Source organism: Mycolicibacter acidiphilus, from assembly GCF_018455725.1.
Classification (GTDB): Bacteria; Actinomycetota; Actinomycetes; order Mycobacteriales; family Mycobacteriaceae; genus Mycobacterium; species Mycobacterium acidiphilum.
In genome coordinates, this window is record NZ_JAHCLR010000023.1 from 25,704 (window position 1) to 47,055 (window position 21,352).

Annotated in this window: 26 protein-coding genes; 17 read left to right on the forward strand and 9 right to left on the reverse strand. The window is 69.7% G+C overall.

Annotated features, from left to right (window positions below; all coding sequences use genetic code 11):
- The first annotated feature begins 7 nt into the window (after nt 1-7).
- On the forward strand, nt 8-481 hold the full coding sequence (locus tag KIH27_RS12670; RefSeq protein WP_214093309.1) for a nuclear transport factor 2 family protein: 474 nt from the start codon (nt 8-10) through the stop codon (nt 479-481).
- 9 nt (nt 482-490) lie between these two features.
- Entirely contained in the window at nt 491-1,270 is a 780-nt protein-coding gene (locus KIH27_RS12675; protein ID WP_214093310.1) for an IclR family transcriptional regulator, read from the forward strand.
- Nucleotides 1,271-1,278: 8 nt separating this feature from the next.
- On the opposite strand, the gene KIH27_RS12680 is transcribed toward KIH27_RS12675, so the two are convergent.
- The 3 genes from KIH27_RS12680 to KIH27_RS12690 form a co-directional block, all read right to left on the reverse strand.
- Complete coding sequence (locus KIH27_RS12680) at nt 1,279-2,106, reverse strand: IclR family transcriptional regulator domain-containing protein (protein WP_214093311.1); 828 nt, start codon at nt 2,104-2,106, stop codon at nt 1,279-1,281.
- 61 nt (nt 2,107-2,167) lie between these two features.
- On the reverse strand, nt 2,168-2,584 hold the full coding sequence (locus KIH27_RS12685) for a hypothetical protein (RefSeq protein WP_214093312.1): 417 nt from the start codon (nt 2,582-2,584) through the stop codon (nt 2,168-2,170).
- Nucleotides 2,585-2,677: 93 nt separating this feature from the next.
- The gene (locus KIH27_RS12690) at nt 2,678-3,436 is read right to left on the reverse strand and encodes an IclR family transcriptional regulator domain-containing protein (protein WP_214093313.1); all 759 of its coding nucleotides are present in this window, start codon (nt 3,434-3,436) and stop codon (nt 2,678-2,680) included.
- Between the two features lie 79 nt (nt 3,437-3,515).
- On the opposite strand from KIH27_RS12690, the gene KIH27_RS12695 reads away from it, so the two are divergent.
- The 7 genes from KIH27_RS12695 (at nt 3,516) to KIH27_RS12725 (ending at nt 7,063) form a co-directional block, all read left to right on the forward strand.
- The gene (locus KIH27_RS12695) at nt 3,516-4,481 is read left to right on the forward strand and encodes a LysR substrate-binding domain-containing protein (RefSeq protein ID WP_214093314.1); all 966 of its coding nucleotides are present in this window, start codon (nt 3,516-3,518) and stop codon (nt 4,479-4,481) included.
- A gap of 42 nt (nt 4,482-4,523) precedes the next feature.
- Nucleotides 4,524-4,823 carry a PE family protein gene (locus tag KIH27_RS12700; protein WP_214093315.1) on the forward strand — a complete coding sequence of 100 codons (300 nt, stop codon included), beginning with the start codon at nt 4,524-4,526 and terminating at the stop codon, nt 4,821-4,823.
- A 31-nt stretch (nt 4,824-4,854) separates the two neighbouring features.
- The gene (locus KIH27_RS12705) at nt 4,855-5,151 is read left to right on the forward strand and encodes a WXG100 family type VII secretion target (protein WP_214093316.1); all 297 of its coding nucleotides are present in this window, start codon (nt 4,855-4,857) and stop codon (nt 5,149-5,151) included.
- Between the two features lie 28 nt (nt 5,152-5,179).
- Complete coding sequence (locus tag KIH27_RS12710; protein ID WP_214093317.1) at nt 5,180-5,464, forward strand: WXG100 family type VII secretion target; 285 nt, start codon at nt 5,180-5,182, stop codon at nt 5,462-5,464.
- A gap of 93 nt (nt 5,465-5,557) precedes the next feature.
- Nucleotides 5,558-6,076: a hypothetical protein gene (locus KIH27_RS12715; protein ID WP_214093318.1), complete on the forward strand. Its 519-nt coding sequence runs from the start codon at nt 5,558-5,560 to the stop codon at nt 6,074-6,076.
- Complete coding sequence (locus KIH27_RS12720) at nt 6,076-6,507, forward strand: hypothetical protein (RefSeq protein WP_214093319.1); 432 nt, start codon at nt 6,076-6,078, stop codon at nt 6,505-6,507. The genes KIH27_RS12715 and KIH27_RS12720 overlap by 1 nt, the downstream gene beginning before the upstream one ends.
- A gap of 121 nt (nt 6,508-6,628) precedes the next feature.
- Nucleotides 6,629-7,063, forward strand: coding sequence for a hypothetical protein (locus tag KIH27_RS12725; RefSeq protein WP_214093320.1), 435 nt, complete (start codon nt 6,629-6,631; stop codon nt 7,061-7,063).
- A gap of 33 nt (nt 7,064-7,096) precedes the next feature.
- Here KIH27_RS12725 and KIH27_RS12730 read toward each other — a convergent pair whose 3' ends face one another.
- From KIH27_RS12730 to KIH27_RS12745, 4 genes are all read right to left on the reverse strand, one after another.
- Nucleotides 7,097-7,396, reverse strand: a complete 300-nt coding sequence (locus tag KIH27_RS12730) for a CDGP domain-containing protein (RefSeq protein ID WP_214093321.1) — start codon at nt 7,394-7,396, stop codon at nt 7,097-7,099.
- Nucleotides 7,397-7,531: 135 nt separating this feature from the next.
- Nucleotides 7,532-8,905, reverse strand: coding sequence for a PPE family protein (locus tag KIH27_RS12735; RefSeq protein ID WP_443677226.1), 1,374 nt, complete (start codon nt 8,903-8,905; stop codon nt 7,532-7,534).
- Nucleotides 8,902-10,209, reverse strand: coding sequence for a PPE family protein (locus KIH27_RS12740; RefSeq protein WP_214093323.1), 1,308 nt, complete (start codon nt 10,207-10,209; stop codon nt 8,902-8,904). Before KIH27_RS12740 ends, KIH27_RS12735 begins: the two co-directional genes overlap by 4 nt.
- A complete protein-coding gene (locus KIH27_RS12745; protein WP_214093324.1) occupies nt 10,206-11,486 on the reverse strand; it encodes a PPE family protein in 1,281 nt (426 codons plus the stop codon). The genes KIH27_RS12740 and KIH27_RS12745 overlap by 4 nt, the downstream gene beginning before the upstream one ends.
- Before the next feature lie 195 nt (nt 11,487-11,681).
- On the opposite strand from KIH27_RS12745, the gene KIH27_RS12750 reads away from it, so the two are divergent.
- The 4 genes from KIH27_RS12750 to KIH27_RS12765 all read left to right on the forward strand — a co-directional run bounded on the left by KIH27_RS12750 (nt 11,682) and on the right by KIH27_RS12765 (nt 15,867).
- A complete protein-coding gene (locus tag KIH27_RS12750; protein WP_214093325.1) occupies nt 11,682-12,272 on the forward strand; it encodes a hypothetical protein in 591 nt (196 codons plus the stop codon).
- Nucleotides 12,273-12,280: 8 nt separating this feature from the next.
- Nucleotides 12,281-13,810 (forward strand): long-chain-fatty-acid--CoA ligase FadD17, encoded by a 1,530-nt coding sequence (gene fadD17, locus KIH27_RS12755; protein ID WP_214093365.1) that lies wholly within the window; start codon nt 12,281-12,283, stop codon nt 13,808-13,810.
- 2 nt (nt 13,811-13,812) lie between these two features.
- Nucleotides 13,813-14,550, forward strand: coding sequence for a glucose 1-dehydrogenase (locus tag KIH27_RS12760; RefSeq protein WP_214093326.1), 738 nt, complete (start codon nt 13,813-13,815; stop codon nt 14,548-14,550).
- 66 nt (nt 14,551-14,616) lie between these two features.
- Entirely contained in the window at nt 14,617-15,867 is a 1,251-nt protein-coding gene (locus tag KIH27_RS12765) for an NADH:flavin oxidoreductase (RefSeq protein ID WP_214093327.1), read from the forward strand.
- Here the strand turns inward: KIH27_RS12765 and KIH27_RS12770 are convergent.
- A complete protein-coding gene (locus KIH27_RS12770; RefSeq protein ID WP_214093328.1) occupies nt 15,864-16,955 on the reverse strand; it encodes an acyl-CoA dehydrogenase family protein in 1,092 nt (363 codons plus the stop codon). The genes KIH27_RS12765 and KIH27_RS12770 overlap by 4 nt on opposite strands.
- A gap of 35 nt (nt 16,956-16,990) precedes the next feature.
- On the reverse strand, nt 16,991-18,169 hold the full coding sequence (locus KIH27_RS12775) for an acyl-CoA dehydrogenase family protein (protein WP_214093329.1): 1,179 nt from the start codon (nt 18,167-18,169) through the stop codon (nt 16,991-16,993).
- 160 nt (nt 18,170-18,329) lie between these two features.
- On the opposite strand from KIH27_RS12775, the gene KIH27_RS12780 reads away from it, so the two are divergent.
- The 4 genes from KIH27_RS12780 to KIH27_RS12795 all read left to right on the forward strand — a co-directional run bounded on the left by KIH27_RS12780 (nt 18,330) and on the right by KIH27_RS12795 (nt 21,343).
- Entirely contained in the window at nt 18,330-18,524 is a 195-nt protein-coding gene (locus tag KIH27_RS12780; RefSeq protein WP_214093330.1) for a ferredoxin, read from the forward strand.
- 47 nt (nt 18,525-18,571) lie between these two features.
- Nucleotides 18,572-19,489 carry a 3-oxoacyl-ACP reductase gene (locus tag KIH27_RS12785; RefSeq protein ID WP_214093331.1) on the forward strand — a complete coding sequence of 306 codons (918 nt, stop codon included), beginning with the start codon at nt 18,572-18,574 and terminating at the stop codon, nt 19,487-19,489.
- A 301-nt stretch (nt 19,490-19,790) separates the two neighbouring features.
- Entirely contained in the window at nt 19,791-20,504 is a 714-nt protein-coding gene (locus KIH27_RS12790; RefSeq protein ID WP_372451366.1) for an MlaE family ABC transporter permease, read from the forward strand.
- Nucleotides 20,501-21,343 carry an MlaE family ABC transporter permease gene (locus KIH27_RS12795; protein ID WP_214093333.1) on the forward strand — a complete coding sequence of 281 codons (843 nt, stop codon included), beginning with the start codon at nt 20,501-20,503 and terminating at the stop codon, nt 21,341-21,343. Before KIH27_RS12790 ends, KIH27_RS12795 begins: the two co-directional genes overlap by 4 nt.
- Nucleotides 21,344-21,352 lie beyond the last annotated feature (9 nt).

A 21,352-nucleotide genomic window follows, 5' to 3' on the forward strand; every position in this document is an offset into this window, starting at 1 on the left:
TGGTGCGATGACAGATTTGCACGCCATCGAGGAGATCAAGCAGGTCAAGTACCGCTACCTGCGCGCCCTGGACACCAAGCACTGGGATGACTTCGCCGCCACCCTCACCGAGGATGTCACCGCCGACTACGGCAAGTCGATGGGCACCGAGCATAAGTTCGCCGACCGCGACGCGCTGGTGGACTTCATGCGGTCCTCGTTGCCGGCCAACGTGATCAGCGAGCACCGGGTCACCCACCCGGAGATCACGCTCACCGGGCCGGACACCGCGTCGGGCGTCTGGTACCTGCAGGACCGGGTGATCATGCCCGACTACGACCTGATGCTGATCGGTGCCGCCTTCTACTACGACACCTACCGCCGCGACGGCGACGGCTGGCGGATCTGCGACACCGGCTATCAGCGCACCTACGACGCCACCATGCCGATCTCCGATATCCCCGGTTTCAAGCTGACTCCCGGCGATGCGCTGCACTGCTAAATTCGAGGGATGACCAGGCCCGTCTCCGCTGAGGGTCCGGAATCGACCCCTCCGTCGATGGTGGAGCGCGTCACCCTCATCCTCGATTCGTTCGACCAGCGGCCGACAGCGCGGCTGACCCTGGACCAGATCGCTGCCCGCACGCGCCTGCCGCGCTCCACCGCGCACCGCATCCTGGGGCAGTTGGTCGGACTGGACTGGCTGCAGTACACCGGCGCGCAGTACAGCCTGGGCCGGCGGGCGCTGGCGCTGGGCGGCCAGGACGGTTTACACGGCGCGATCCGCAAGGCGGCCGCCGAACAGCTGCATCAGCTGCACCTGCGCACCGGGCTGGTGGTGCACCTCGCCGCGCTGGAAGGCGGTGACGAGGTGTACCTGGACAAGATCGGCGGTCCGTTCGCGTCGACGCTGCCGTCCCGGGTGGGCACCCGGCACCGGGCCTACCTGACCACCGGCGGCCGGGCGATGCTGGCCTGGCTGCCGCCGGAGGAGGTCGACGCGATCTTCGGCGCGCAGCTGCAGCGTTCGACCGTCGGCGGCTGGGACCTGGCCGGCCTGCACCGGGAGCTGGCGCACATCCGACGGGCGCACGGCATCTCGATCGACCGCGGCGCGCAGACCCGGGAGTTCGTCGGGGTGGAGCTGCCCAGTGTGGCGGCGGCGGTGCGCGGCGCCGACGGGCCGGTCGCGGCGATCTGCGTGGCCGGGGCGGCGAACTCGGTGCCGATCGAGCGGTTGGTTCCGCTGGTCGCCGATGCGGCCGCGCGGACCTCCGCCGCCTTAGCCTGATTTCGCCCCTAGTTGGTGGCGTGCAGGTTGACGAGGCCGATCTCGGTGTGCGCGATGTCGATGCTGATCTTCTCCGCCGCCGCCAGCACCTGCGGCAGCAGCTCGGTGCGGACCGCGTCGGCGGAGTAGGTCATCGAGGAGGCGGAGACGCTCACCGCGGCAACGGTGTTCTGGTTGCGGTCCCGGATCGGGGCGGCGACCGACCGCAGCCCGAAATCGGTCTGGTGGTCGATGATGCAGAACCCCTGCGTCGCCACCAGCTCCAACTCATGAGCCAGTTCGTCCCGGGAGGCCGGGGTGCCGCTGGAGTAGGTCACCAGCGGGATCGTCCGCAGGCATTCGTCCCGCCGGGCCTTCGGGAGACCGGCGAGCAGCACCCGGCCCATCGCGGTGGCGGGCGCGGCCAGCCGGGTGCCGACAACGATCGTCGTCGCCATGATCCGGCGCACCTGAACGCGTGCGACGTAGACGATGTCATAGCCGTCGAGCACCGCGACCGACGACGACTCGTTGATCGCCGCCGACAGCTCGGTCAGGTGCGGCTGGGCCAGGTCGGGCAGCGACAGGCTGGACAGGTAGCTGGATCCGAGTTCGAGGACCTGGGGTGTCAACCAGAATGCCGAGCCGTCGGTGGCGACATAGCCCAGCTGGACCAGGGTCAGCAGGAAGCGGCGCGCGGCCGGCCGGGACAGGTCGCACCGCCGGGCGACGTCGCTGATGGTCTGGCGCGGGAATTCGTCGCTGAACGCGCGGATGACGCTGAGCCCGCGGGCCAGCGACTGGACGTAGTCGCCGGAGGGCGAAGCCGAATCCGTTTCGTCCTGCTGCACTGCCATCGTGTCTGAGCCTCGCCGCCGAAGGTGCGATTCCGACTTCCGGGATCAGGGGCCATGCTAGTCAGGCAAGTTTGGTCAGCGTGAACCCGCTCGCCCGCGACACGCCGCCGCACGGTGTGCCCTCCGGTTCCAGCCGGCCGTGCAGCGACGCCGGGTCGATGGTGAACCGGATGGTCGCGGGCAGCACCTTCGCGTTGTCGCACCGGATTCCGGCGGAGTCGTAGCGGGTGAACACCCAGGTGTCGCCCTCGCGGTGGGCGTCGGTGTCGGTGAGACCCGACGCGGTGGTGATGTGCACGCAGTCGGCGCCGCAACCGGTGACGGTCCAGGTGGTGGCGAACCCGGCATCGGATCCGCCGGCCGCCAGGTAGGCGTAGCGGCCGCTGAACCCGGCCTCGGGTGTGTCACCGGTCGTGGACAGTCCGACGGTGGCGGTGCCGGCCAGGGCGGCGGCCGCGGCGAGCAAGGTGAGCTTCATCGACGCGATCCCTTCATGTACGCAATACGAACAGACGGACGTATAACGAACAGTATGGGGTGCGTCACAGGAACTGTCAATCGGCTTCCGGTGTCACAGTTGCGTCCCGGCGTGCCCGACGTCGACGCTGATCTTCTCGGCGGTCTCGAGCACCAGCGGCACCAGTTCGTCGCCGAATCGGGCCGTGTGCAACCGCACCGACACGCTGACCGCCGCGAGGGTGTTGCCGGCGCGGTCGCGGACCGGAGCGGCGACCGAGCGCAGGCCGTAGTCGAGGTTGTGATCGATGACGCAGAAGCCTTGTGCCCGGACCCGCTGCAGTTCCGCGACGAACTCGGGGGAGTCGCCGGGCTGTGCCGGACGGTCGGCGAGCAGCACGTGCCCCATCGCGGTCTGCTCGGCCGCGAACCGGGTGCCGACGACGATCGTCATCGCGGCGATCCGGCGGACCTGCACCCGGGCGATGTAGACGATCTCGCGACCGTCCAGGACCGACAGTGACGAGGATTCGTCGAGCGCCGCGGAGAGTCGGGTCAGGTGCGGGTGCGCCAGGTCGGGCAGCGAGAGGCTGGACAGATAGCTGCGGCCGAGTTCGAGAACCTGCGGGGTCAGCCAGTACCAGGTGCCGTCGGTGTCGACGTAGCCCAGTTCGGTCAGCGTGAGCAGGAACCGCCGTCCCGCGGATCGGGACAGGTCACAGCGCTGCGCGACGGCGCTGACGGTCTGGCGCGGGTGCTCGTCGCTGAAGGCGCGGATCACTCCCAGCCCTCGTGCCAGTGACTGCACGTATTCCCCGGTGGTCACGCCATTGGGTCCTTCCGTTGAAGTGTGATCGCGGTCGCGTGTTGACATCCGGTGTGAAGCATTTCATACTGCTCGCTATGCGAACAAGCGTACGTACTACGTACACAGTCGGCGGCCGGGAGGTCTGATGGACCGGTCGCGACTGCTGGACGGCAGGTTGAAGCTGCGTCACCTCGTGCTGGTGGACGTGCTGACCACGCACGGCAGCGTGATCGCAGCGGCCGCCGCCCTGCACATCACCCAGCCGGTGGCCACCCGGACCCTGCGCGACCTGGAGTCGATTCTGGGTGTGCCGCTCTACGACCGCGGCCCGCGCGGGGTCACCCCGACGATCTTCGGCGAGACCTTCACCCGGCACGCCCGCGCCGTCCTGGCGCAACTCACCCAGGCCGGCCAGCACGTCACCGAACTCGCCGACGCGCACCGCGGCACCGTCGTCGTCGGCACCGACCCCGGCGCGGCGAACGAACTGCTGCTGCGGGCGATCGCCCGGCTCAAGGTCGACCGGCCGCAACTGACCGTCGTCGTCCGGGAGAACACCCCGGAGGCGCTCTCGGTGGAGTTGGGTGCGGGCCGGTTGGACCTGATCGTCGGCCGGCGCGGGACCGCCGTTCAGGAATCCGAGGCACACGTCCCGCTCTACGCCGAGACGGTCGGCGTCTTCGTCCGCAGCGCGCACCCGCTGGCGGTGCGGCCGGCCGTCGCATTCGCCGACCTGGCCGGGCAGCCCTGGGTGCTCCCCGGCTCGGAGACCGGCCTGCACCGCGAGGCCGAGCACCTGTTCGCGCGGCACAGCCTGCCGCTGCCGGCGAACCGGATCGAGGTGACCTCCCCGCTGGCCGCGCGCCGGCTGCTGCTGGAAGCCGACCTCGTCGGGCTGCTGCCCGGACCGGTCGGCCACGACGACCCGGACCTGCGGGCACTGCCGGTGCCACTGAACTCGGTCAAGAGCGCGATCGGCATCACCACGGCGGCCGGGCGCACGTCCAGCCCCGGCGCCGAGACACTCATCGCCACCCTGCGGGAACTCACCGCCGACGTCGACGACAGTCGGGCGCCGGTCGAGCTTCCGCTCCCCAGTCGAGCCTGCTGACCACCGCAGGTCCACACGTAACCATCGAGAAAGGACAACCCCATGTCATTTGTGACCACCCAGCCGGAGGTGCTCTCGGCCGCGGCCGGCAACCTGCAGGGCATCGGCACCTCGGTCAACGCCGTGAACGCCGCCGCAGCCAGCCCCACCACCGGCGTGGTGCCCGCCGCCGCGGACCCGATCTCCGCGCTCACCGCCGCGCAGTTCGCGGCGCACGCGCAGATGTATCAGTCGATCAGCGCGCAGGCCGCGGCCATCCACGAGCAGTTCGTCGCGATGCTCAGCGCGAGCGCCGAATCCTATGCGGCGACCGAGGCGGCCAACGCCGCCGCGGCCGGTTAATCGAAACACCACAAGAGAAGGAGACACAGCAGTGACCGCACGTTTCATGACCGACCCGGACGCGATGCGTTCGATGGCGGGACGGTTCGACACCCACGCGCAGACCGTTGAGGACGAGGCCCGCCGGATGTGGGCGTCGTCGACGAACATCTCCGGCGCCGGCTGGGGAGGCCTGGCGGAGAAGACGTCCTACGACACGATGGGTCAGATGCAGACGGCGTTCCGCAACATCGTGAACATGCTGCACGGCGTGCGTGACGGACTGATCCGCGACGCCAACCACTACGAGCAGCAGGAAGCTGCCTCGCAGCAGATCCTGTCCAGCTAGCCGTCCGAAAAGTAAAGGGAATCAAGCCATGTCCATCAATTACCAGTTCGGTGACGTCGACGCCCACGGTGCGCTGATCCGCGCGCAGGCTGCCTCCCTGGAGGCGGAACACCAGGCGATCGTGCACGACGTGCTCGCCGCCGGCGACTTCTGGGGCGGCGCCGGTTCGGTCGCGTGTCAGGAGTTCGTGAGCCAGTTGGGCCGCAACTTCGCGGTCATCTACGAGCAGGCGAACAGCCACGGTCAGAAGGTGCAGTCGGCCGGCAACACCATGGCCACCACCGACTCGGCCGTCGGCTCCAGCTGGGCCTGACCGGAACCGTACGTCCAGCGTCCGGGAGGGCATGCCGGACACCGCCATGCCTTCCCGGACAGTCCCGAAACCACTGACCACGGGGATACCAGCATGAAAACCCGGATGTTCCTCACCGGCGCACTGGCCATCGGCGGCGCCGCCGTCGCCTGCGCGCCCGTCGCCGCCGCCGATGACTTCATCGGCAGCTACGCCTACCGCCCGGGTGTCGGGGCGACCGCCGGTGCGTTCACCTCGCTGTGGACGGTCACCCCGTGCGGCGACGACTGCCGGCGCATCGTCAGCGCCAACGGCGCCACCGACACCGAGGCACACCTCGAGGGACCGTTCTGGGTGTTCGAGAGGTTCGTCGATCCCGGCGTCGAGTGCCCCCCGAACTCCTACACCATCGTCAGCCGCAAGGTTCCGGCCACGATGCGCTTCAGGATCAACTCGGATTCGCTGATCGGGCAGTACCAGCCGGTGGGCACCCCGTGCGGCGGAACTGCGCCGCCGGCGCCGTTCTCGCTGACGAAGACCATCGACGGCGACCCGCCGCCGATCACCGATGGGCTGAGCGCGCTGCCGTCGACCGGCGGTGGCGGCGGTGCGGCGCACGGCGGAGGCCACTGATGAAGCCGGTCGGATTCCTTGCCGGTGCCGCCGCCCTGGGCGTGGCCATGGTCGTGTCGGCGCCGATCGCTCGCGCCGATGACTTCAGCGGAACGTACGCGTTCACCGCACCTGCCCAGGGCTACACCCAGGGTTTCGCCACGACGTGGACCGTCACCCCGTGCGGCGAGGACTGCCGGCACATCACGACGCCGACCGGCGCCACCGACACCGACGCGCATCGGGAAGGCCCGTACTGGGTGTTCTTCCGGTACGCCGATCCCGGGGTCGAATGCCCGGGCAACCAGTATGTGATGACGCGGACGAAGCGCCCCGCCACGCTGCGCTACACCGTCAATCCGGACACCCTGGTGGGCCAGTTCCAGCCCGAAGGGACGCCGTGCGGGGGAACGCCGATGCCCAGTCGGTTCAGCCTGGCCAAGGTCGGCTGAGGTGCGACGTGACGCCGACCACGTCTTGACAGGACGTGTGACGCGTCACATACTCAATGATGTACGTAATACGAACGGACGTACGCATAGTGAACATCTCGACATTCCGGTGAGGAACAGCATGATGAAGAGCCAGGCCATCGCCGCAGCAACCTTCGCCCTCGCCGGCGGCGCCGCCGTCGCCGCGGCCGCCCTGGCCGGTGCCGAGGTCGCCGCCTCGCCGGACTTCACCGGCACCTACGCCTACGCCTACAACGGCGGCTCCAACGGCACCCCGTTCTCCACCACCTGGACGGTCACCCCGTGTGGCGACGGCTGCGCGCACATCGTCACCGCATCCGGCCTCACCGACACCAACGCCCACCTGTCCGGCGGCAAGTGGGTCTTCCAGCGCTACGACGACGCCGGCATCCTCTGCGACAACCACAAGCTGATGGGCGCCACCGTCGAATTCCGCGTCGACCCCCGCACCCTCCAGGGCGAACTGCAGCCTCAGGGCACTCCCTGCGGCGGAACCTCCCGCACCACCACCTTCACCCTCGCCAAAATCGGCTGACGGTTCGGGCTCTATACCCGGCCGGTGGCGGTTCTATACCCGTCCGGTCGCCTCGCCGCCGTAACCGATGTGGTACGGCGGCGATCCGGCCGGCAGCGCATTCGGCTTCACCAGCTGGCAGCTCGCCGGACCCGACGTGGTGGACCCGGCCATGCCGCCGAACACGGTCATCGGCTCGGGTGTGGGCCGGCTGCAGCGGACCCAGCTGCCGTCGGGGTTGACGTCCTCGTCGCAGTAGACCAACTGGCCGTAGGTGCCGGGCAGGCAGTTAGAGGGCATCACCCCGCCGGGCTGGGCGGCGGCCGACGGTGCGGTGAGCAGTGCGATCGTCATCGCTGAACCGGTGCCAGCCGTGGTGAGGAACTGTCGAACCGATGGGGACATCAGAATCGGCCTCCGCATCCGGACATCAACGCCGCTCATTAGTAAGGCTATATATACGGTAGCCGCGATCTCTGCGTCTGTCGACTATCGCTGCATCGCCTTGTTCAGCAGGATCGCCGCCTGCTCGCGCAGGATGTCGCGCTGCTTGCCGAGGTCGCCGACGGCCTTGCGCAGTCCCTCGAGTTCGTCGCGCTCGCTGAGCGGACCGTCGGCGGGGTTGTTCGCGTCGAACTCGGCCCACCGGCCGGCCGCGCTCCGCTCGGCGCTGCCGGGTGCGCCGGTGAGGCCCGGCACCAGGTTGCTACGCGGCCCCTCCTTGAGTGCGGGGGCACCGCCCTTCGGGGCGTTGACCATGCTGCCGATCGGCGGGACGCCGCCGACCATGCCGCCGGTCCCCGCCGGGGTCTCCAGCAGCGGGGTGGCCATCGAGGCCAGCTTGATCTTCGGGGTGTCCCAGGTGCCGGGCACCGAGAGCCCGCCGATGCTGGTGGCACGGCCCAGGCCCGCCGACACACCGCCGCCGCCGAATCCGCCGGCGCTGGGGGCACTGGCCAGCGTCGCCCCCATGCCCTCGCCGGAGACGTCCGAGATCACCGAGGCCGCGGCGGCCGCCGCCCCGGTGCCCAGCGCCGACTGGAACTGGGTGATCCAGGAACTGACCAGCGGGATGATGCCGAACGCGCCGGCGTCGCCCCAGACCGACATGCCGCTGGACATCGCCTCGATCGGACCCAGGTTCGTGAGCAGGTTCGTCACCTGGGTCATCAGCGGTGTCGTGAAGAAGTCGACGATCCCCTGCGAGAACGGATCCAGCGGCGCCTGCGCGGCGCTGCCGGAGAGTGCCTGCAGGGCGTCGGTGACGTGGGTGGCGCCGTTCTGCGCGGCGGCCTGGCCGACGGCCGCGGCCTGGTTGCCCTGACCGGCGGCGTTGGTGGTCTGCGCCGGCTGGCTGAACGGGGTCAGCGTGCTGGCGGCGGCCGCGCTGCCCGCGTAGCTGTACATGGCGGTGGCGTCCTGCGCCCACATCTCGAAGTAGTGCGCCTGGGTGGCCGCGATCGCCGGGGTGTTCTGGCCGAGGATGTTGGTGGCGACCAGTGACGCCAGCAGACTGCGGTTGGCGGCGATCACCGGCGGGGGAACCGTCATCGCGTGCGCCGCCTCGTAGGCGGCCGCCGCGGCGCGGGCCTGGTTGGCGGCCTGCTGCGCCTGCTCGGCGGTGGTGGTCATCCACGCGGCGTACGGGGTGGCCGAGGCGTTCATCGACGCCGACGCCGGACCGTGCCACTGATGGTCGGTGAGGTCGGTGAGCACCGTGCGGTAGCCGGCCGCGGCGGTGCTCAGTTCGGCGGCCAGCCCGTCCCAGGCGGCCGCCGCCGACAGCATCGGGCCGGAGCCCGGGCCGGTGTACATCCAGGTCGAGGTCACCTCGGGCGGCAGGGTCGCGAAATCCATCGTCATGACCGGATGGCCTCCTTGATCGAATTGGCGGCGTTGTCGCGCTGGTTCGTCAGATCGGCGACGATCGCGCGGAGTTTGTCGAGTTCGGTGCGTTCGCGGTCGCTGAGCGGGCTCGCGATGCCGGATCCGCGCCGGCGGGTCGCGCCGGCGCCGGCGCCGAGCCGGCCGACGATCTTCGCGCCGGGACCCTTGGGGCCGGTGTGGTTGCCCGGTTTGTCGAGCAGGGCCGGCACCATCGGCACCCCGCCCATGCCGCCCATGCCGGCCGCCGGGGCCGCGGCCAGCGCGGTGCCCGGCAGCGGTGCCGACGCCGACGCCAGCTGGATCGGGGTGGCCCAGGTCTGCGGCACCGACAGCCCGCCGACCGTCGCGGCGCGGCCGAGGCCGGCCGAGAGGCCCGCGGTGGGGGTGGCCGCTTTGACCAGCGTTTGGCCCAGGCCGGGCCCGGACACCTCGCCCATGGTCGCAGCCGCCGCGGCGCCGCCGAAGATGTGCGGGAAGAACGAGTGCCAGACCGGGCCGAGCATCTGCATCGGGGTGGCGATCGCCATGTAGCCCGGCGCACCGCCGGCGGCCACCAGCTTTCCGACCTCGAGAATCGGCATGTACGCGCTGGTCCAGGCGGGATTGCCGAGTGGCCCGGCCGCCGGATTGATGTTCAGGAAACCGTTGATCTGCTTCAGGAAGTCGACCAGCCAGTCGCTCTGGGTGGCCCCGGACTGCGTCGTCGCCTGCGCGACGGCGGCAGCCTGGTTCGACTGCCCGGCCTGGTCGGTGCTCTGCGCCGGCTGGGTGAACGGCGCCAGCGATGCGGCGGAAGCGGCGGCGTGGGTGTAGCCGTCCATCGTGCTGGCGTTCTGCGCCCACATCTCGCCGTACTGGGCCTGGTTGGCGGCGATCGCCGCGGAGTTCTGCCCGATCACGTTGGTGGCCAGCAGGTGCTGCAGGGTCGAGCGGTTGGCGGTGATCACCGGCGGCGGGACGACCGCGGCGTGCGCCGCCTGGTAGGCCGCGGCCGCTGCCCGCGCGCCGGTGGCCGCCTGGCGGGCCTGCTCGGCCGTGACCGTCATCCATTCGGTGTAGGGGGCGGCCGCGGCGCTCATCGCCGTCGCCGCCGGACCGTGCCACGGGTCGGCGGTCAGGGCCGTGATCACCGACCGGTAATCGGCTGCGGCCGAGGAGAGTTCGCCGGCGAGCCGGTCCCAGGCGGTGGCAGCCGAGAGCATCGACTCCGCGCCCGGTCCGGTGTACAGCCACCCGGAGGTCACCTCCGGCGGCAGTGCCGCGAAGCTGACGCCGGTCACGCCCGGAAGGCCTGGTTCATCAGGTGCGTCACGGCGTCCTGCTCCATGACGAGTTCGGTGAGTTCGGCGCGCAGGCCCTCCAGCTCCGCGCGCTCCTTGTCGGTGAGCGGGTTGACCAGGTCCGGCGCGCCCTTGGCGCGCTCGGCGCCGGCCTTGGAGTCACCGCCCAGATCGGCGACGAGCTTGCTGCGCAACGCGTTCCGCGGGTCGGTGCCGCTGCGCGGGGCGTTGACGACGCTGGCGATCGGCGGGATGCCGCCGAAGCCGCCCGCCCCGGCCGGCAGCGGCGCCGCGTGCGATGCCAGCTGCACACCCGAGGAGCTCCAGGTCTGCGGCACCGACAGCCCGCCGACGCTCGCCGCCCGGCCCAGGCCGGCCGAGACGCCGGGTGCGGCGCTCGCCGGGGCGGCCGAGGCGGCCAGGGTGGCGCCGGTGACGGCGCCGGCCCCGGTGGGCGCCACGTCGGAGATCGTGAACGCCAGCGGGGTGCCGCCGGCGATCGCCGGGAACCAGGAGTAGATCACCGAGGTGAGGTAGAAGATCGGCGAGATGCCCATGAACATCGGGGCGCCGAAACTGGAGATCGCGCCGCCGATGTTCGTCAGCGGGAAGCCCATCGCCTGATAGACGGGGTTCGTCGTCAGGAAGTTGTTGAGGTTCTCCAGCATGCCGACCAGCGGGTCGGTCTGGGTGCCGGCCGCGTTCGCCGCGGACTGCGCGACCGCGGCGGACTGCCGGGACTGGCCGGCCTGGTCGGTGTTCTGCGGCGGCTCGGCGAACGGCGTGAGGGTCGACGCCGCGGCGGATCCGGCCGAGTAGGCGTTCATCGCGCCCGCGTTCTGCGCCCACATCTCGCCGTAGGCGGCCTGGTTGGCGGTGATCGCCGGGGTGTTCTGCCCGACGATGTTGGTGGCGACCAGCGCCTGCAGGTTCGCCCGGTTGGCGGCGATCACCGGGGGCGGCACCGTCGCGGCGTGCGCGGTCTGGAAGGCCATGGCCGCCGCGCGCGCCTGCGTTGCCGCGGCCCGCGCCTGCTCGCCGATCCCTGCCATCCACTGGGCGTACGGGGCTGCCGCGGCCGTCATGGCGGTGGCGGCCGGTCCGCGCCACGGGTCGGTCGCGAGCTGGGTGATCACCGCCTGGTAGTTCGCTGCGGCCGAGTCCATCTCACCGGCAAGCTGGTCCCAGGCGGACGCCGCGGTCAGCATCGGCGCCGAACCCGGCCCGGAGTACATCCAGCCGGAGGTCACCTCCGGCGGCAACGCCGCAAAGTTCACGGTCTTCTCCCCTCGGTCGCCATCCCAGTCATCATCTGGCCCGCGGGAGCAGGAGTCGAATGCCAATCTCGTTGCCGGCTATAGCTGATCGGGCATACCGGTGCCGGGCTTTCGATGTGCCAGACTCGCATTGACTTTGACTGTGAGCCGCCTCATACTGAACGATATGCGTATTAACGTACGGAGAACGTACAGATGACCGAGTTGTTGTCACCCGAAGCCCCGCCGGCCCCGCACGGCGCCCACCACCTAGCCAGATACGCGTGGCCCGCGCTGCTCAGCACCGGGATCGCCGCACTGGCAGCCGGTTTCGCGCTGCTCGCGCTGCGCGACACCGGCCTCGCCCCGGCGATCCTCGGCGGATACCTGATCCTGTCCGGGATCGGCCAGCTACCGGTGCCCTTCGCCACCCACCTGGGCAGCAGTCGGGTGCTGGCACTGCTCGCCGCGGACGGCTACGTCATCTTCGGCACGCTCTGCCTGAACAAGCACCTCGGAACACCGGCTCTGGTCGCGCTCTGGGCCGGCTTGGCGATGATCATCCGCGGCCTGACCTGGCAGAACGCCACCCTGATGAACAAGGCGATGCCGGTGCGCGGGCTGCAGGGGCTGGCCGGCCTGGCGGTGCTGCTCTCCGGTGACCTGATCCTCGGCGTCCGGCCCGACTCGCCGGCCGGGCTGAGCATGATCGCCGGCCCGGTGCTGATTCTCACCGGTGCGCTGGAGGCCGTCACCGCGATCCGGCTCCGCAGCGCCGCAATCGATCCCGAGGAGGAATCCCGTTGAGCCCGGTTATGACCGACGAACTGCCCACCGTGACAAGACTGCTCGCGCCGCTGGCCGAGATCGAGGATCGCGGCATCCATTTCGAGGGCACCTTCACCAGTTGGCGGGACCACATCCGGCACGCCGCCGCGATCGCGGCGGTGCTGCGGGAACGCCTGGACCCGGCCCGGCCGCCGCACGTCGGCGTGCTGCTGGAGAACACCCCGTTCTTCTCCGCGCTGCTGGCGGCGGCCGGGATGTCGGGCATCGTGCCGGTGGGGCTGAACTCGGTGCGCCGCGGTGCGGCGCTGGCCCGTGACATCGAGCATGCGGACTGCCAGCTGGTGCTCGCCGACGCGAAATCCGCTGCCACACTGGGCGACATCCCGCACATCAACGTCGACTCGCCGGACTGGGCCGCCGAGATCGCCGGGCACTCGGAGGCCCCGGTCGGCTTCGCCACGGCGGCGCCGGGCGACCTGTTCATGCTGATCTTCACCTCCGGCACCAGCGGCGACCCGAAGGCAGTCCGGTGCAGCCACGGCAAGGTGGCGTTCGCCGGCGGGCTGATCGTCGACCAGTTCGCGATGACCTCCGACGACGTCTGCTACGTGTCGATGCCGCTGTTCCACTCCAACGCGATCCTGGTCGGCTGGGCGGTCGCCGCCGCCTGCCGCGGGTCGATCGCGTTGCGGCGCAAGTTCTCCGCGTCGCAGTTCCTGTCGGACGTCCGCCGGTACGGCGCCACCTACGCCAACTACGTGGGGAAACCGCTCTCCTATGTGCTGGCCACCGCGGAGAGCCACGACGACGCCGACAACCCGCTGCGGGCCGTCTACGGCAACGAGGGCGGCGCCGGTGACATCGAACGGTTCGCGCGCCGGTTCGGCTGCGTGGTCGCCGACGGCTACGGGTCGACCGAGGGCGGGGTGTCGATCACCCGCACCCCCGACACTCCCGCCGGGGCGCTGGGGCCGCTGCCCGCCGGGGTCGACATCGTCGACGTCGACACCGGGGAGAGCTGCCCGCCCGGGCACGCCGGTGAACTGGTGAACGCCGACGGCGCAGGCGGTTTCGAGGGCTACTACAACAATCCCGGCGCGGAGGCCGAACGCATGGTCGACGGCGTGTACCGCACCGGTGATCTGGCTTACCGAGACGCCGAAGGCTACGTGTACTTCGCCGGCCGGGTCGGCGACTGGCTGCGGGTGGACGGCGAGAACCTCGGCACCGCACCGATCGAGCGGGTGCTGCTGCGGCACCCCGCGGTCACCGAGGCGGCGGTGTACGGGGTACCGGACCCCGCGGTCGGCGATCAGGTGATGGCAGCGCTGGTCCTGGCCCCGGGGGAGGCGTTCGACCCGGCGGAGTTCCAGGCGTTCCTGGCGGCGCAACCGGATCTGGGCCGCAAGCAGTGGCCGGCGTATGTGCGCGTCGCCGTCAGCCTGCCGCGCACCGCGACGTTCAAGGTGCTCAAGCGGGAATTGGCGGCCGACGGGGTCACCTGCGCCGACCCGGTGTGGCAGCTTGGTGGTCGGACCGAGACGCGGAGGAGTTGAGCATGGGACGACTGACCGGTCGGGTGGCGATCATCAGCGGCGGCGCGCGCGGAATGGGTGCGGCGCACGCCCGGGAACTCGTCGCCGAGGGCGCCGCGGTGGTGCTCGGGGACATCCTCGACGACGCCGGGGCGGCGCTGGCCGCCGAACTCGGCGACGCGGCGCGGTTCGTCCACCTCGACGTCACCCAACCGGAGCAGTGGCGCGACGCGGTCTCGACCGCCGTGACGCAGTTCGGCGCGCTCGACGTCCTGGTCAACAACGCCGGGATCGTCAACGGCGGACCGCTGCACAAATACGAGCTGACGGCGTGGCATCAGATCATCGAGATCAACCTGACCGGAACGTTTCTCGGCATCCAGGCCGCCGCCACTCCGATGGTCAAGCAGCGCCGGGGTTCGATCATCAACATCTCCTCGATCGAGGGGCTGCGCGGCAGCGCCATGTCGCACGGTTACGTGGCGTCGAAGTTCGGGGTGCGCGGCCTGACCAAGTCCGCCGCCCAGGAACTGGCGCCGTTCAACGTGCGGGTCAACTCGATTCACCCCGGCATGGTGCGCACCCCGATGATCGAGGGCATCCCCGAGGATCTGCTGCCGATCCCGCTGGGCCGGCCCGGCGAGCCCGAGGAGCTGTCGAAGTTCGTCGTGTTCCTGGCCTCCGACGACTCGTCGTACGCCACCGGCGCGGAGTTCGTCGTCGACGGTGGGCTGATCAGCGGTGTCCCGCACAACAAATGAGCGGGCATCTCACTGACCGGAACCGGTGATTGCCGCGACGTTCACCCGACGCGCAGACTCGCCGACATGGTTACCGCTGACACCCTCGACCCGTTCGCCCCGACCACACTGGGGCCGGTCACACTGCGCAACCGGGTCATCAAAGCGGCCACCTCCGAGGGTCGCTCGCCCAAGGGGCTGGTCACCGACGACCTGATCGACTTCCATCGCCGCTACGTCGACGGCGGGGTCGGCATGACCACGCTGGCCTACTGCTGCGTGGCGCCGGAGGGGGCCAGCGCGCCGGGGCAGATCCTGATGAGCGACAAGGCGATACCGGGCCTGACCAAGTTCACCGAGACCATGCACGCCGGCGGCGCCGCGGTCTCCGCACAGCTCGGGCACGCCGGTGCCGTCGCCACCAAGCAGCTCACCGGCCGGACGTCGATGACCCCGAGCCGATTCTTCAACATCTCCAACCTGCAGTACTGCCGGGAGATCAGCCGCGGCGAGATCAACCGGGTCATCGACCAGTTCGGCGACGCGGCCGACGTCGCGGTCCGCTCCGGATTCGACGCCGTCGAACTGCATTTCGGGCACCTGTACCTGCCGAGCTCGTTCCTGAGCCCGTGGATGAACAAACGCACCGACGACTACGGCGGCAGCATCGACAAGCGCAGCCGGTTCGTCCGGGAGATCGCCCAGCGCGTCCGCGAGGTCGTCGGGAAGAAGATCGCCGTCATCGCCAAGATCAGCATGGACGACGGCATCAAGGGCAGCATCTGGCTCACCGAATCGCTGCGCACCGCACAGTTACTCGACCAGGACGCGAACCTCGATGCCATCGAACTGACCCAGGGTTCGTCGGTGGCCAAGCAGATGTTCCTGTTCCGCGGTGACATCCCGCTGTCCGAGTTCGCCGCGGTGATGCCGCAGCCGATGAAACTCGGGATCAAACTGTTCGGCAAAAAGATGATGGGCGAATACCCCTACCAGGACATGTACATGCTGGAGTCGGCCAAGCAGTTCGTCCCGATCATGCGCAACACCAAGCTGATCCTGCTCGGCGGGCTGACCAACTACGACCACCTGGTCACCGGGCTGCGTGAGGGCTTCGACTACCTGGCGATGGGCCGGGCGCTGCTGCGGGAGAACGACCTGCTCAAGCGGATGCAGGACGACCACAGCGTGGCCAGCAAGTGCAACCACTGCAACAAGTGCATGGTCACCGTGTTCAGCAAGACGCACTGCGTGCTCGACCCCGACCAGCGCTACCGCAGCAAGCCGGATGCGCCGAGCTACGCAGCGCGGTCGACCGAACAGGCCTCCGCCGGCTAGACCGGGGTGTCGGCGAGTTCGCGGCCGATCGCCAGCAACTGCCCGGTGGCGCCGCCGAGGTCGAACTCGGTCTGCTTGGCGGACAGGAAGTACCGGTGGATCGGGTGGTCGATGTCGATGCCCACCCCGCCGTGGATGTGCACGATGCTGTGCGCCACCCGATGTCCGGCGTCGGCCGCCCAGAACGCCGCGCTGGCCACGTCGGTGGCGGCGGGCAGGCCTTCGCCGAACCGCCAGGCGGCCTGAGTCACGGTGAGCTGCAACGCCTTCACGTCGATGTAGCCGTCGGCCAGCCGCTGCGACACCGCCTGGAAGCTGCCGATCGGCTTGTCGAACTGTTCACGCTCCCGGGCGTATTCGGCGGTGAGCCGCAGGCCGCGGTCGAGCACGCCGAGCTGGTAGGAGCTGCGGCCCAGCGCCGCCAGCGTGGTCAGGTAGTGCAGCACGCCGGCACCGTCGCCGCCGAGCCGCGCCGCGTCGTCGACGGCGACGCCGGTGAACTCCACCAGGGCGGTGCTGCCCAGGCCGGTGGTCTGCTCCGGGGTCACCGTCACCCCGGGGGCGTCCGCTGCGACCAGGAAAACCGCCGTGCCGGAATCGGTTTCGGCCGGCACCAGGAAGGCGTCGGCGACCGGGGCGAAGGCCACCTGGGTGCGGGTGCCGGTGAGTGCCCCGCCGGAGAACTGCACCGGACCCTCACCCATCACGCCGGCCAGCGCGACCGCGATGATCTTGTCGCCGGCGACCGCCGGTGCGCCCCAGGCCTGCTGCAGTTCGGCCGAACCGAACTTCGCCAGCGCGCCGGCGGCCAGCACCGCGGACTCCAGGTAGGGCACGGCCGCCAGCTGCCGGCCCAGCGCGGTGAGGATCGCCGCCTGCTCCAGCGTGCCGAGGCCATGGCCGCCCAGCGCCTCGGGCGCCGCGGCGGCGAGGACGTCGGCGTCGATCAGCTTGCGCCACAGGTCGCGGTCGAAGCGTTGGTCGAGCTTGTCCAGCTCGCGCTGGCGCTCCGGGGTGCAGATCGCGTCGACGATGGTGTCGACCAGGCCGGAGAGATCCTGCGCGGCTTCGGTGGTGGTGAAGTCCATGAGAGAGTCCTTGGGGTGCTTGAAGTCTGAGGGGATCAGCGGTTGCGGGGCAGGCCGAGCGCGGTCATGCCGATGATGTCGCGCTGCACCTCGTTGGTGCCGCCGCCGAAGGTCAGGATCAGTGCCGCGCGGTGCATCCGCTCCACCCGGCCGCGCAGCACCGCACCCGGCGAGTCCTGCCGCACGGTGGCCGCGGTGCCCAGCACCTCCATCAGCAGCCGGTAGGCCTCGGTGGCCAGTTCGGTGCCGAACACCTTCGCCGCCGAAGCATCCGCGGGGGAGGGCGCCGCGTGCGTCGCGGAGGCGAGTTCCCAGTTGTAGAGCTTGAGCACCTCGGCCTTGGCGTGCACCCGCGCCAGATTCAGCTGCACCCACTGCGAGTCGATCAGCCGGGCGCCGTGCACATCCTTGGTGTTCTGGGCCCACTCGCGCACCTGGTCGAGCGCCAGGAAGATCGGCTGCGCCGACACCAGTGCCACCCGCTCGTGGTTGAGCTGGTTGGTCACCAGCTTCCAGCCGGCGTTCTCCTCGCCGACCAAGCTGGTCGCCGGCACCCGCACGTCCTGGTAGTAGGTGGCGCTGGTGTCCGGGCCGGCCATGGTGTGCACCGGCGTCCAGGAGAAGCCCTCGGCCGTGGTCGGGACGATCAGCATCGAGATGCCGCGGTGCTTCTTGGCCTCGGGGTTGGTGCGCGCCGCCAGCCAGACGTAGTCGGCGTAGGCGATCAGCGACGTCCACATCTTCTGGCCGTTGATGACGTAGTCGTCGCCGTCCCGCACCGCGGTGGTGCGCAGCGACGCGAGGTCGGTGCCGGCGCCCGGCTCGGAGTAGCCGATCGCGAAATGCAGTTCGCCGGCGGCGATGCGGGGCAGGAAGAACTTCTTCTGCTCCTCGGTGCCGAACGCCATGATCGTCGGCGCGACGCTGTTGACGGTCAGGAACGGCACCGGGGCGCCGGCGATGGCGGCCTCGTCGGTGAAGATCAGCTGATCCATCGCCGAGCGGGCCTGGCCGCCGTACTGGGTCGGCCAGCCCAGCGCCAGCCAGCCGTCGGCGCCCATCTGGGTGACCGTCTCCCGGTAGACGTTGCCGGTGCCGTACTCACCCTGGTTGGAGCTCAACGCCTCCCGGCGCTCCGGCGTCATCAGCGTGGTGAAATACGACCGCAGTTCGCGGCGCAACTCCTCTTGCTCAGGGGTGTAGCTGATCTGCACGGGCCGTCCTTATGCTGGTGATCGGGGTCACGATACGATTTTCGTCGACAGCCCGTTGTAACACGTTCTAGTCGTTAGGGTCCAGTGGCCCTATCGCATCGTGGGCGTGCGCTGTTAGGCCCTATGGTGGCAGTAACGGATCTTGACCAAGGAGAGCGTGATGCGAGTTGAAGTAGACCTGGACCGCTGCGAGGGCAACGCGATCTGCGTTGGTATCGACCCCGCTATGTTCGAGCTGAACGACGATGAGCAGTGCAACGTCAAGGTCGCGCCGATCCCGGCCGACCACGAGGCGCGCGCCATGCAGGCGATCGCCGAGTGCCCGCGCGCCGCGCTGCGCCGCGTCGAGGACTAGCCTGTCCGGCCGCCCGCTGACCACCGACGACTAGAGGTATTCATAAAGTGACTGCGAACGACAACGCGACCGATCTGTCCGGAAAGGTGGCGGTGGTCACCGGTGCGGCCGCGGGGCTGGGCCGGTCCGAGGCGATCGGACTGGCCCGCTCCGGGGCGACGGTGGTCGTCAACGACATCGCACCCGCACTGGCGTCCTCCGATGTGATCGACGAGATCACCGCGGCCGGCGGCAAGGCGGTGGCGGTGGCCGGCGACATCAGTGCGCGGTCCACCGCTGACGAACTCGTCAGCACCGCCGACGGACTCGGCGGTCTGAGCGTCGTGGTCAACAACGCCGGCATCACCCGCGACAAGATGCTGTTCAACATGGCCGACGAGGACTTCGACGCGGTCATCGCCGTGCACCTGCGCGGTCACTTCCTGCTGACCCGCAACGCCGCCGCCTACTGGCGGGGCAAGGCGAAGGAGGCCGAGGGCGGGACCGTCTACGGCCGCATCGTCAACACCTCCTCGGAGGCCGGCCTGATGGGTCCGGTCGGTCAGGCCAACTACGGCGCGGCCAAGGCCGGCATCACCGCGCTGACGCTGACCGCCAGCCGCGCGCTGAGCCGGTACGGCGTCACCGCCAACGCGATCTGCCCGCGGGCGCGCACCGCGATGACCGCCGACGTGTTCGGTGAGGCGAAGGTCGGCGCGGGGGAGGTCGACCCGCTCTCGCCGGAGCACGTGGTGACCCTGGTGCGGTTCCTGTCCTCGCCGGCGTCGGCGAAGGTCAGCGGCCAGGTCTTCGTGGTGTACGGCCCGGAGGTGACGCTGATGGCGGCGCCGACGGTCGAGCACCGGTTTGCTGCCGACGGGCAGGCATGGGACCCGGCGGGGCTCAGCGACACCCTCGCCGGCTACTTCGCCGACCGGGACCCGAAGCGGACCTTCTCGGCCTCCGAACTGATGGACGCCGACTAGAACACGTTTCAACGTTCACTGCGGGCGGACCACCGGGCAACGGGGCCTGCAACGGTCATGACCTCGGTAAATGAGGGATATTCATCCATTAAACCGATGCTTTGACAGTGGGAACACGTTCTAGTTAGCATGGGTCGGCTCACACCCGGGCCAGGTAGTTCCGCATATCACATCGCCTGCACCGATAGTCACAGTAGTATCTGCGCGACAGTCGGCGTCGCGAGCGTCCAGTCGAGAAGGGGGGTCGAGGTTGCTTGAGCAGCTGACGATTCCGGCTCGGGCGGTCGGCGGCTTCGTCGACATGTCGATCGAGACCTTCCGGGAGATGTTCCGCCGGCCGTTCCAGTACCGCGAGTTCCTCGACCAGACCTGGATGATCGCCCGGGTCTCGCTGATCCCGACCCTGCTGGTGGCGATCCCGTTCACCGTGCTGGTGGCGTTCACGCTGAACATCCTGCTGCGCGAGATCGGCGCCGCCGACCTGTCCGGTGCGGGCACCGCGTTCGGCACCATCACCCAGCTGGGCCCGGTGGTCACCGTGCTGGTGGTCGCCGGCGCCGGCGCCACCGCCATCTGCGCCGACCTGGGCGCGCGCACCATCCGCGAGGAGATCGACGCGATGCGGGTGCTCGGCATCAACCCCATCCACCGGCTGGTGGTACCCCGCGCGCTGGCGTCGACGTTCGTCGCGCTGCTGCTCAACGGACTGGTCTGCGCTATCGGCCTGGTGGGGGGCTACGTCTTCTCGGTGTTCCTGCAGGGCGTCAACCCGGGCGCGTTCGTCAACGGCCTGACCGTGCTGACCGGGCTCGGTGAGCTGGTGATGGCCGAGATCAAGGCGCTGCTGTTCGGCACCGCCGCCGGACTGATCGGCTGCTACCGGGGACTGACCGCCAAGGGTGGACCGCAGGGCGTCGGCAACGCGGTGAACGAGACCGTCGTCTACGCCTTCATCTGTCTGTTCGTCATCAACGTGGTGATGACCGCGATCAGCGTCCGGGTGCTGGTGAAATGAGCTACGACGCGACGCTGAAGTTCCGCCGGATGTTCACCTGGGCGCCGCGGGCGTTCGACGACTTCGGTGAGCAGGCGCTGTTCTACGCCGACTCGATCCGCTACATCCCCAACGCGCTCACCAAGTACCGCAAGGAGACGATCCGGCTGATCGCCGAGATCACCATGGGCACCGGTGCGCTGGCGATCATCGGCGGCACCGTGGGCGTCGCCACCTTCCTGACGCTGGCCTCCGGCGGCGTCATCGCGGTGCAGGGCTACTCGTCGCTGGGCAACATCGGCATCGAGGCGCTGACCGGCTTCCTGTCGGCGTTCCTCAACGTGCGCATCATCGCGCCGGTCGTGGCCGGGATCGCGCTGGCCGCCACCATCGGAGCGGGCACGACGGCGACGCTGGGCGCCATGCGGGTCTCCGAAGAGATCGACGCCGTCGAGTGCATGGCGGTGCACTCGGTGTCCTACCTGGTGTCCACCCGGCTGGTGGCCGGGCTGATCGCGATCATCCCGCTGTACTCACTGTCGGTGCTGGCGGCGTTCTTCGCGGCCCGGTCCACCACGGTGTTCATCAACTCGCAGTCACCGGGCCTCTACGACCACTACTTCGACACGTTCCTGATCCCCACCGACCTGCTGTGGTCGTTCCTGCAGGCGATCATCATGTCGATCGCGGTGATGCTGGTGCACACCTTCCACGGCTACAACGCCGCGGGCGGCTCGGTCGGCGTGGGTATCGCGGTGGGCCAAGCGGTTCGGACGTCACTGGTCGTCGTCGTCATCATCACCCTGTTCATTTCACTCGCCGTCTACGGCGGGTCCGGTAACTTCAACCTCTCGGGGTAGCGGGGGGGA

What these genes read in the sequence shown, in the direction of transcription:
- KIH27_RS12670 (WP_214093309.1), top strand. Translation starts at nt 8, where the DNA reads ATGACAGATTTGCACGCCATCGAGGAGATCAAGCAGGTCAAGTACCGC.
- KIH27_RS12675 (WP_214093310.1), top strand. Translation starts at nt 491, where the DNA reads ATGACCAGGCCCGTCTCCGCTGAGGGTCCGGAATCGACCCCTCCGTCG.
- KIH27_RS12680 (WP_214093311.1), bottom strand. Translation starts at nt 2,106, where the DNA reads ATGGCAGTGCAGCAGGACGAAACGGATTCGGCTTCGCCCTCCGGCGAC.
- KIH27_RS12685 (WP_214093312.1), bottom strand. Translation starts at nt 2,584, where the DNA reads ATGAAGCTCACCTTGCTCGCCGCGGCCGCCGCCCTGGCCGGCACCGCC.
- KIH27_RS12690 (WP_214093313.1), bottom strand. Translation starts at nt 3,436, where the DNA reads ATGTCAACACGCGACCGCGATCACACTTCAACGGAAGGACCCAATGGC.
- KIH27_RS12695 (WP_214093314.1), top strand. Translation starts at nt 3,516, where the DNA reads ATGGACCGGTCGCGACTGCTGGACGGCAGGTTGAAGCTGCGTCACCTC.
- KIH27_RS12700 (WP_214093315.1), top strand. Translation starts at nt 4,524, where the DNA reads ATGTCATTTGTGACCACCCAGCCGGAGGTGCTCTCGGCCGCGGCCGGC.
- KIH27_RS12710 (WP_214093317.1), top strand. Translation starts at nt 5,180, where the DNA reads ATGTCCATCAATTACCAGTTCGGTGACGTCGACGCCCACGGTGCGCTG.
- KIH27_RS12715 (WP_214093318.1), top strand. Translation starts at nt 5,558, where the DNA reads ATGAAAACCCGGATGTTCCTCACCGGCGCACTGGCCATCGGCGGCGCC.
- KIH27_RS12720 (WP_214093319.1), top strand. Translation starts at nt 6,076, where the DNA reads ATGAAGCCGGTCGGATTCCTTGCCGGTGCCGCCGCCCTGGGCGTGGCC.
- KIH27_RS12725 (WP_214093320.1), top strand. Translation starts at nt 6,629, where the DNA reads ATGATGAAGAGCCAGGCCATCGCCGCAGCAACCTTCGCCCTCGCCGGC.
- KIH27_RS12730 (WP_214093321.1), bottom strand. Translation starts at nt 7,396, where the DNA reads ATGACGATCGCACTGCTCACCGCACCGTCGGCCGCCGCCCAGCCCGGC.
- KIH27_RS12735 (WP_443677226.1), bottom strand. Translation starts at nt 8,905, where the DNA reads ATGACGATGGATTTCGCGACCCTGCCGCCCGAGGTGACCTCGACCTGG.
- KIH27_RS12750 (WP_214093325.1), top strand. Translation starts at nt 11,682, where the DNA reads ATGACCGAGTTGTTGTCACCCGAAGCCCCGCCGGCCCCGCACGGCGCC.
- fadD17 (WP_214093365.1), top strand. Translation starts at nt 12,281, where the DNA reads ATGACCGACGAACTGCCCACCGTGACAAGACTGCTCGCGCCGCTGGCC.
- KIH27_RS12760 (WP_214093326.1), top strand. Translation starts at nt 13,813, where the DNA reads ATGGGACGACTGACCGGTCGGGTGGCGATCATCAGCGGCGGCGCGCGC.
- KIH27_RS12765 (WP_214093327.1), top strand. Translation starts at nt 14,617, where the DNA reads ATGGTTACCGCTGACACCCTCGACCCGTTCGCCCCGACCACACTGGGG.
- KIH27_RS12770 (WP_214093328.1), bottom strand. Translation starts at nt 16,955, where the DNA reads ATGGACTTCACCACCACCGAAGCCGCGCAGGATCTCTCCGGCCTGGTC.
- KIH27_RS12780 (WP_214093330.1), top strand. Translation starts at nt 18,330, where the DNA reads ATGCGAGTTGAAGTAGACCTGGACCGCTGCGAGGGCAACGCGATCTGC.
- KIH27_RS12790 (WP_372451366.1), top strand. Translation starts at nt 19,791, where the DNA reads ATGTCGATCGAGACCTTCCGGGAGATGTTCCGCCGGCCGTTCCAGTAC.
- KIH27_RS12795 (WP_214093333.1), top strand. Translation starts at nt 20,501, where the DNA reads ATGAGCTACGACGCGACGCTGAAGTTCCGCCGGATGTTCACCTGGGCG.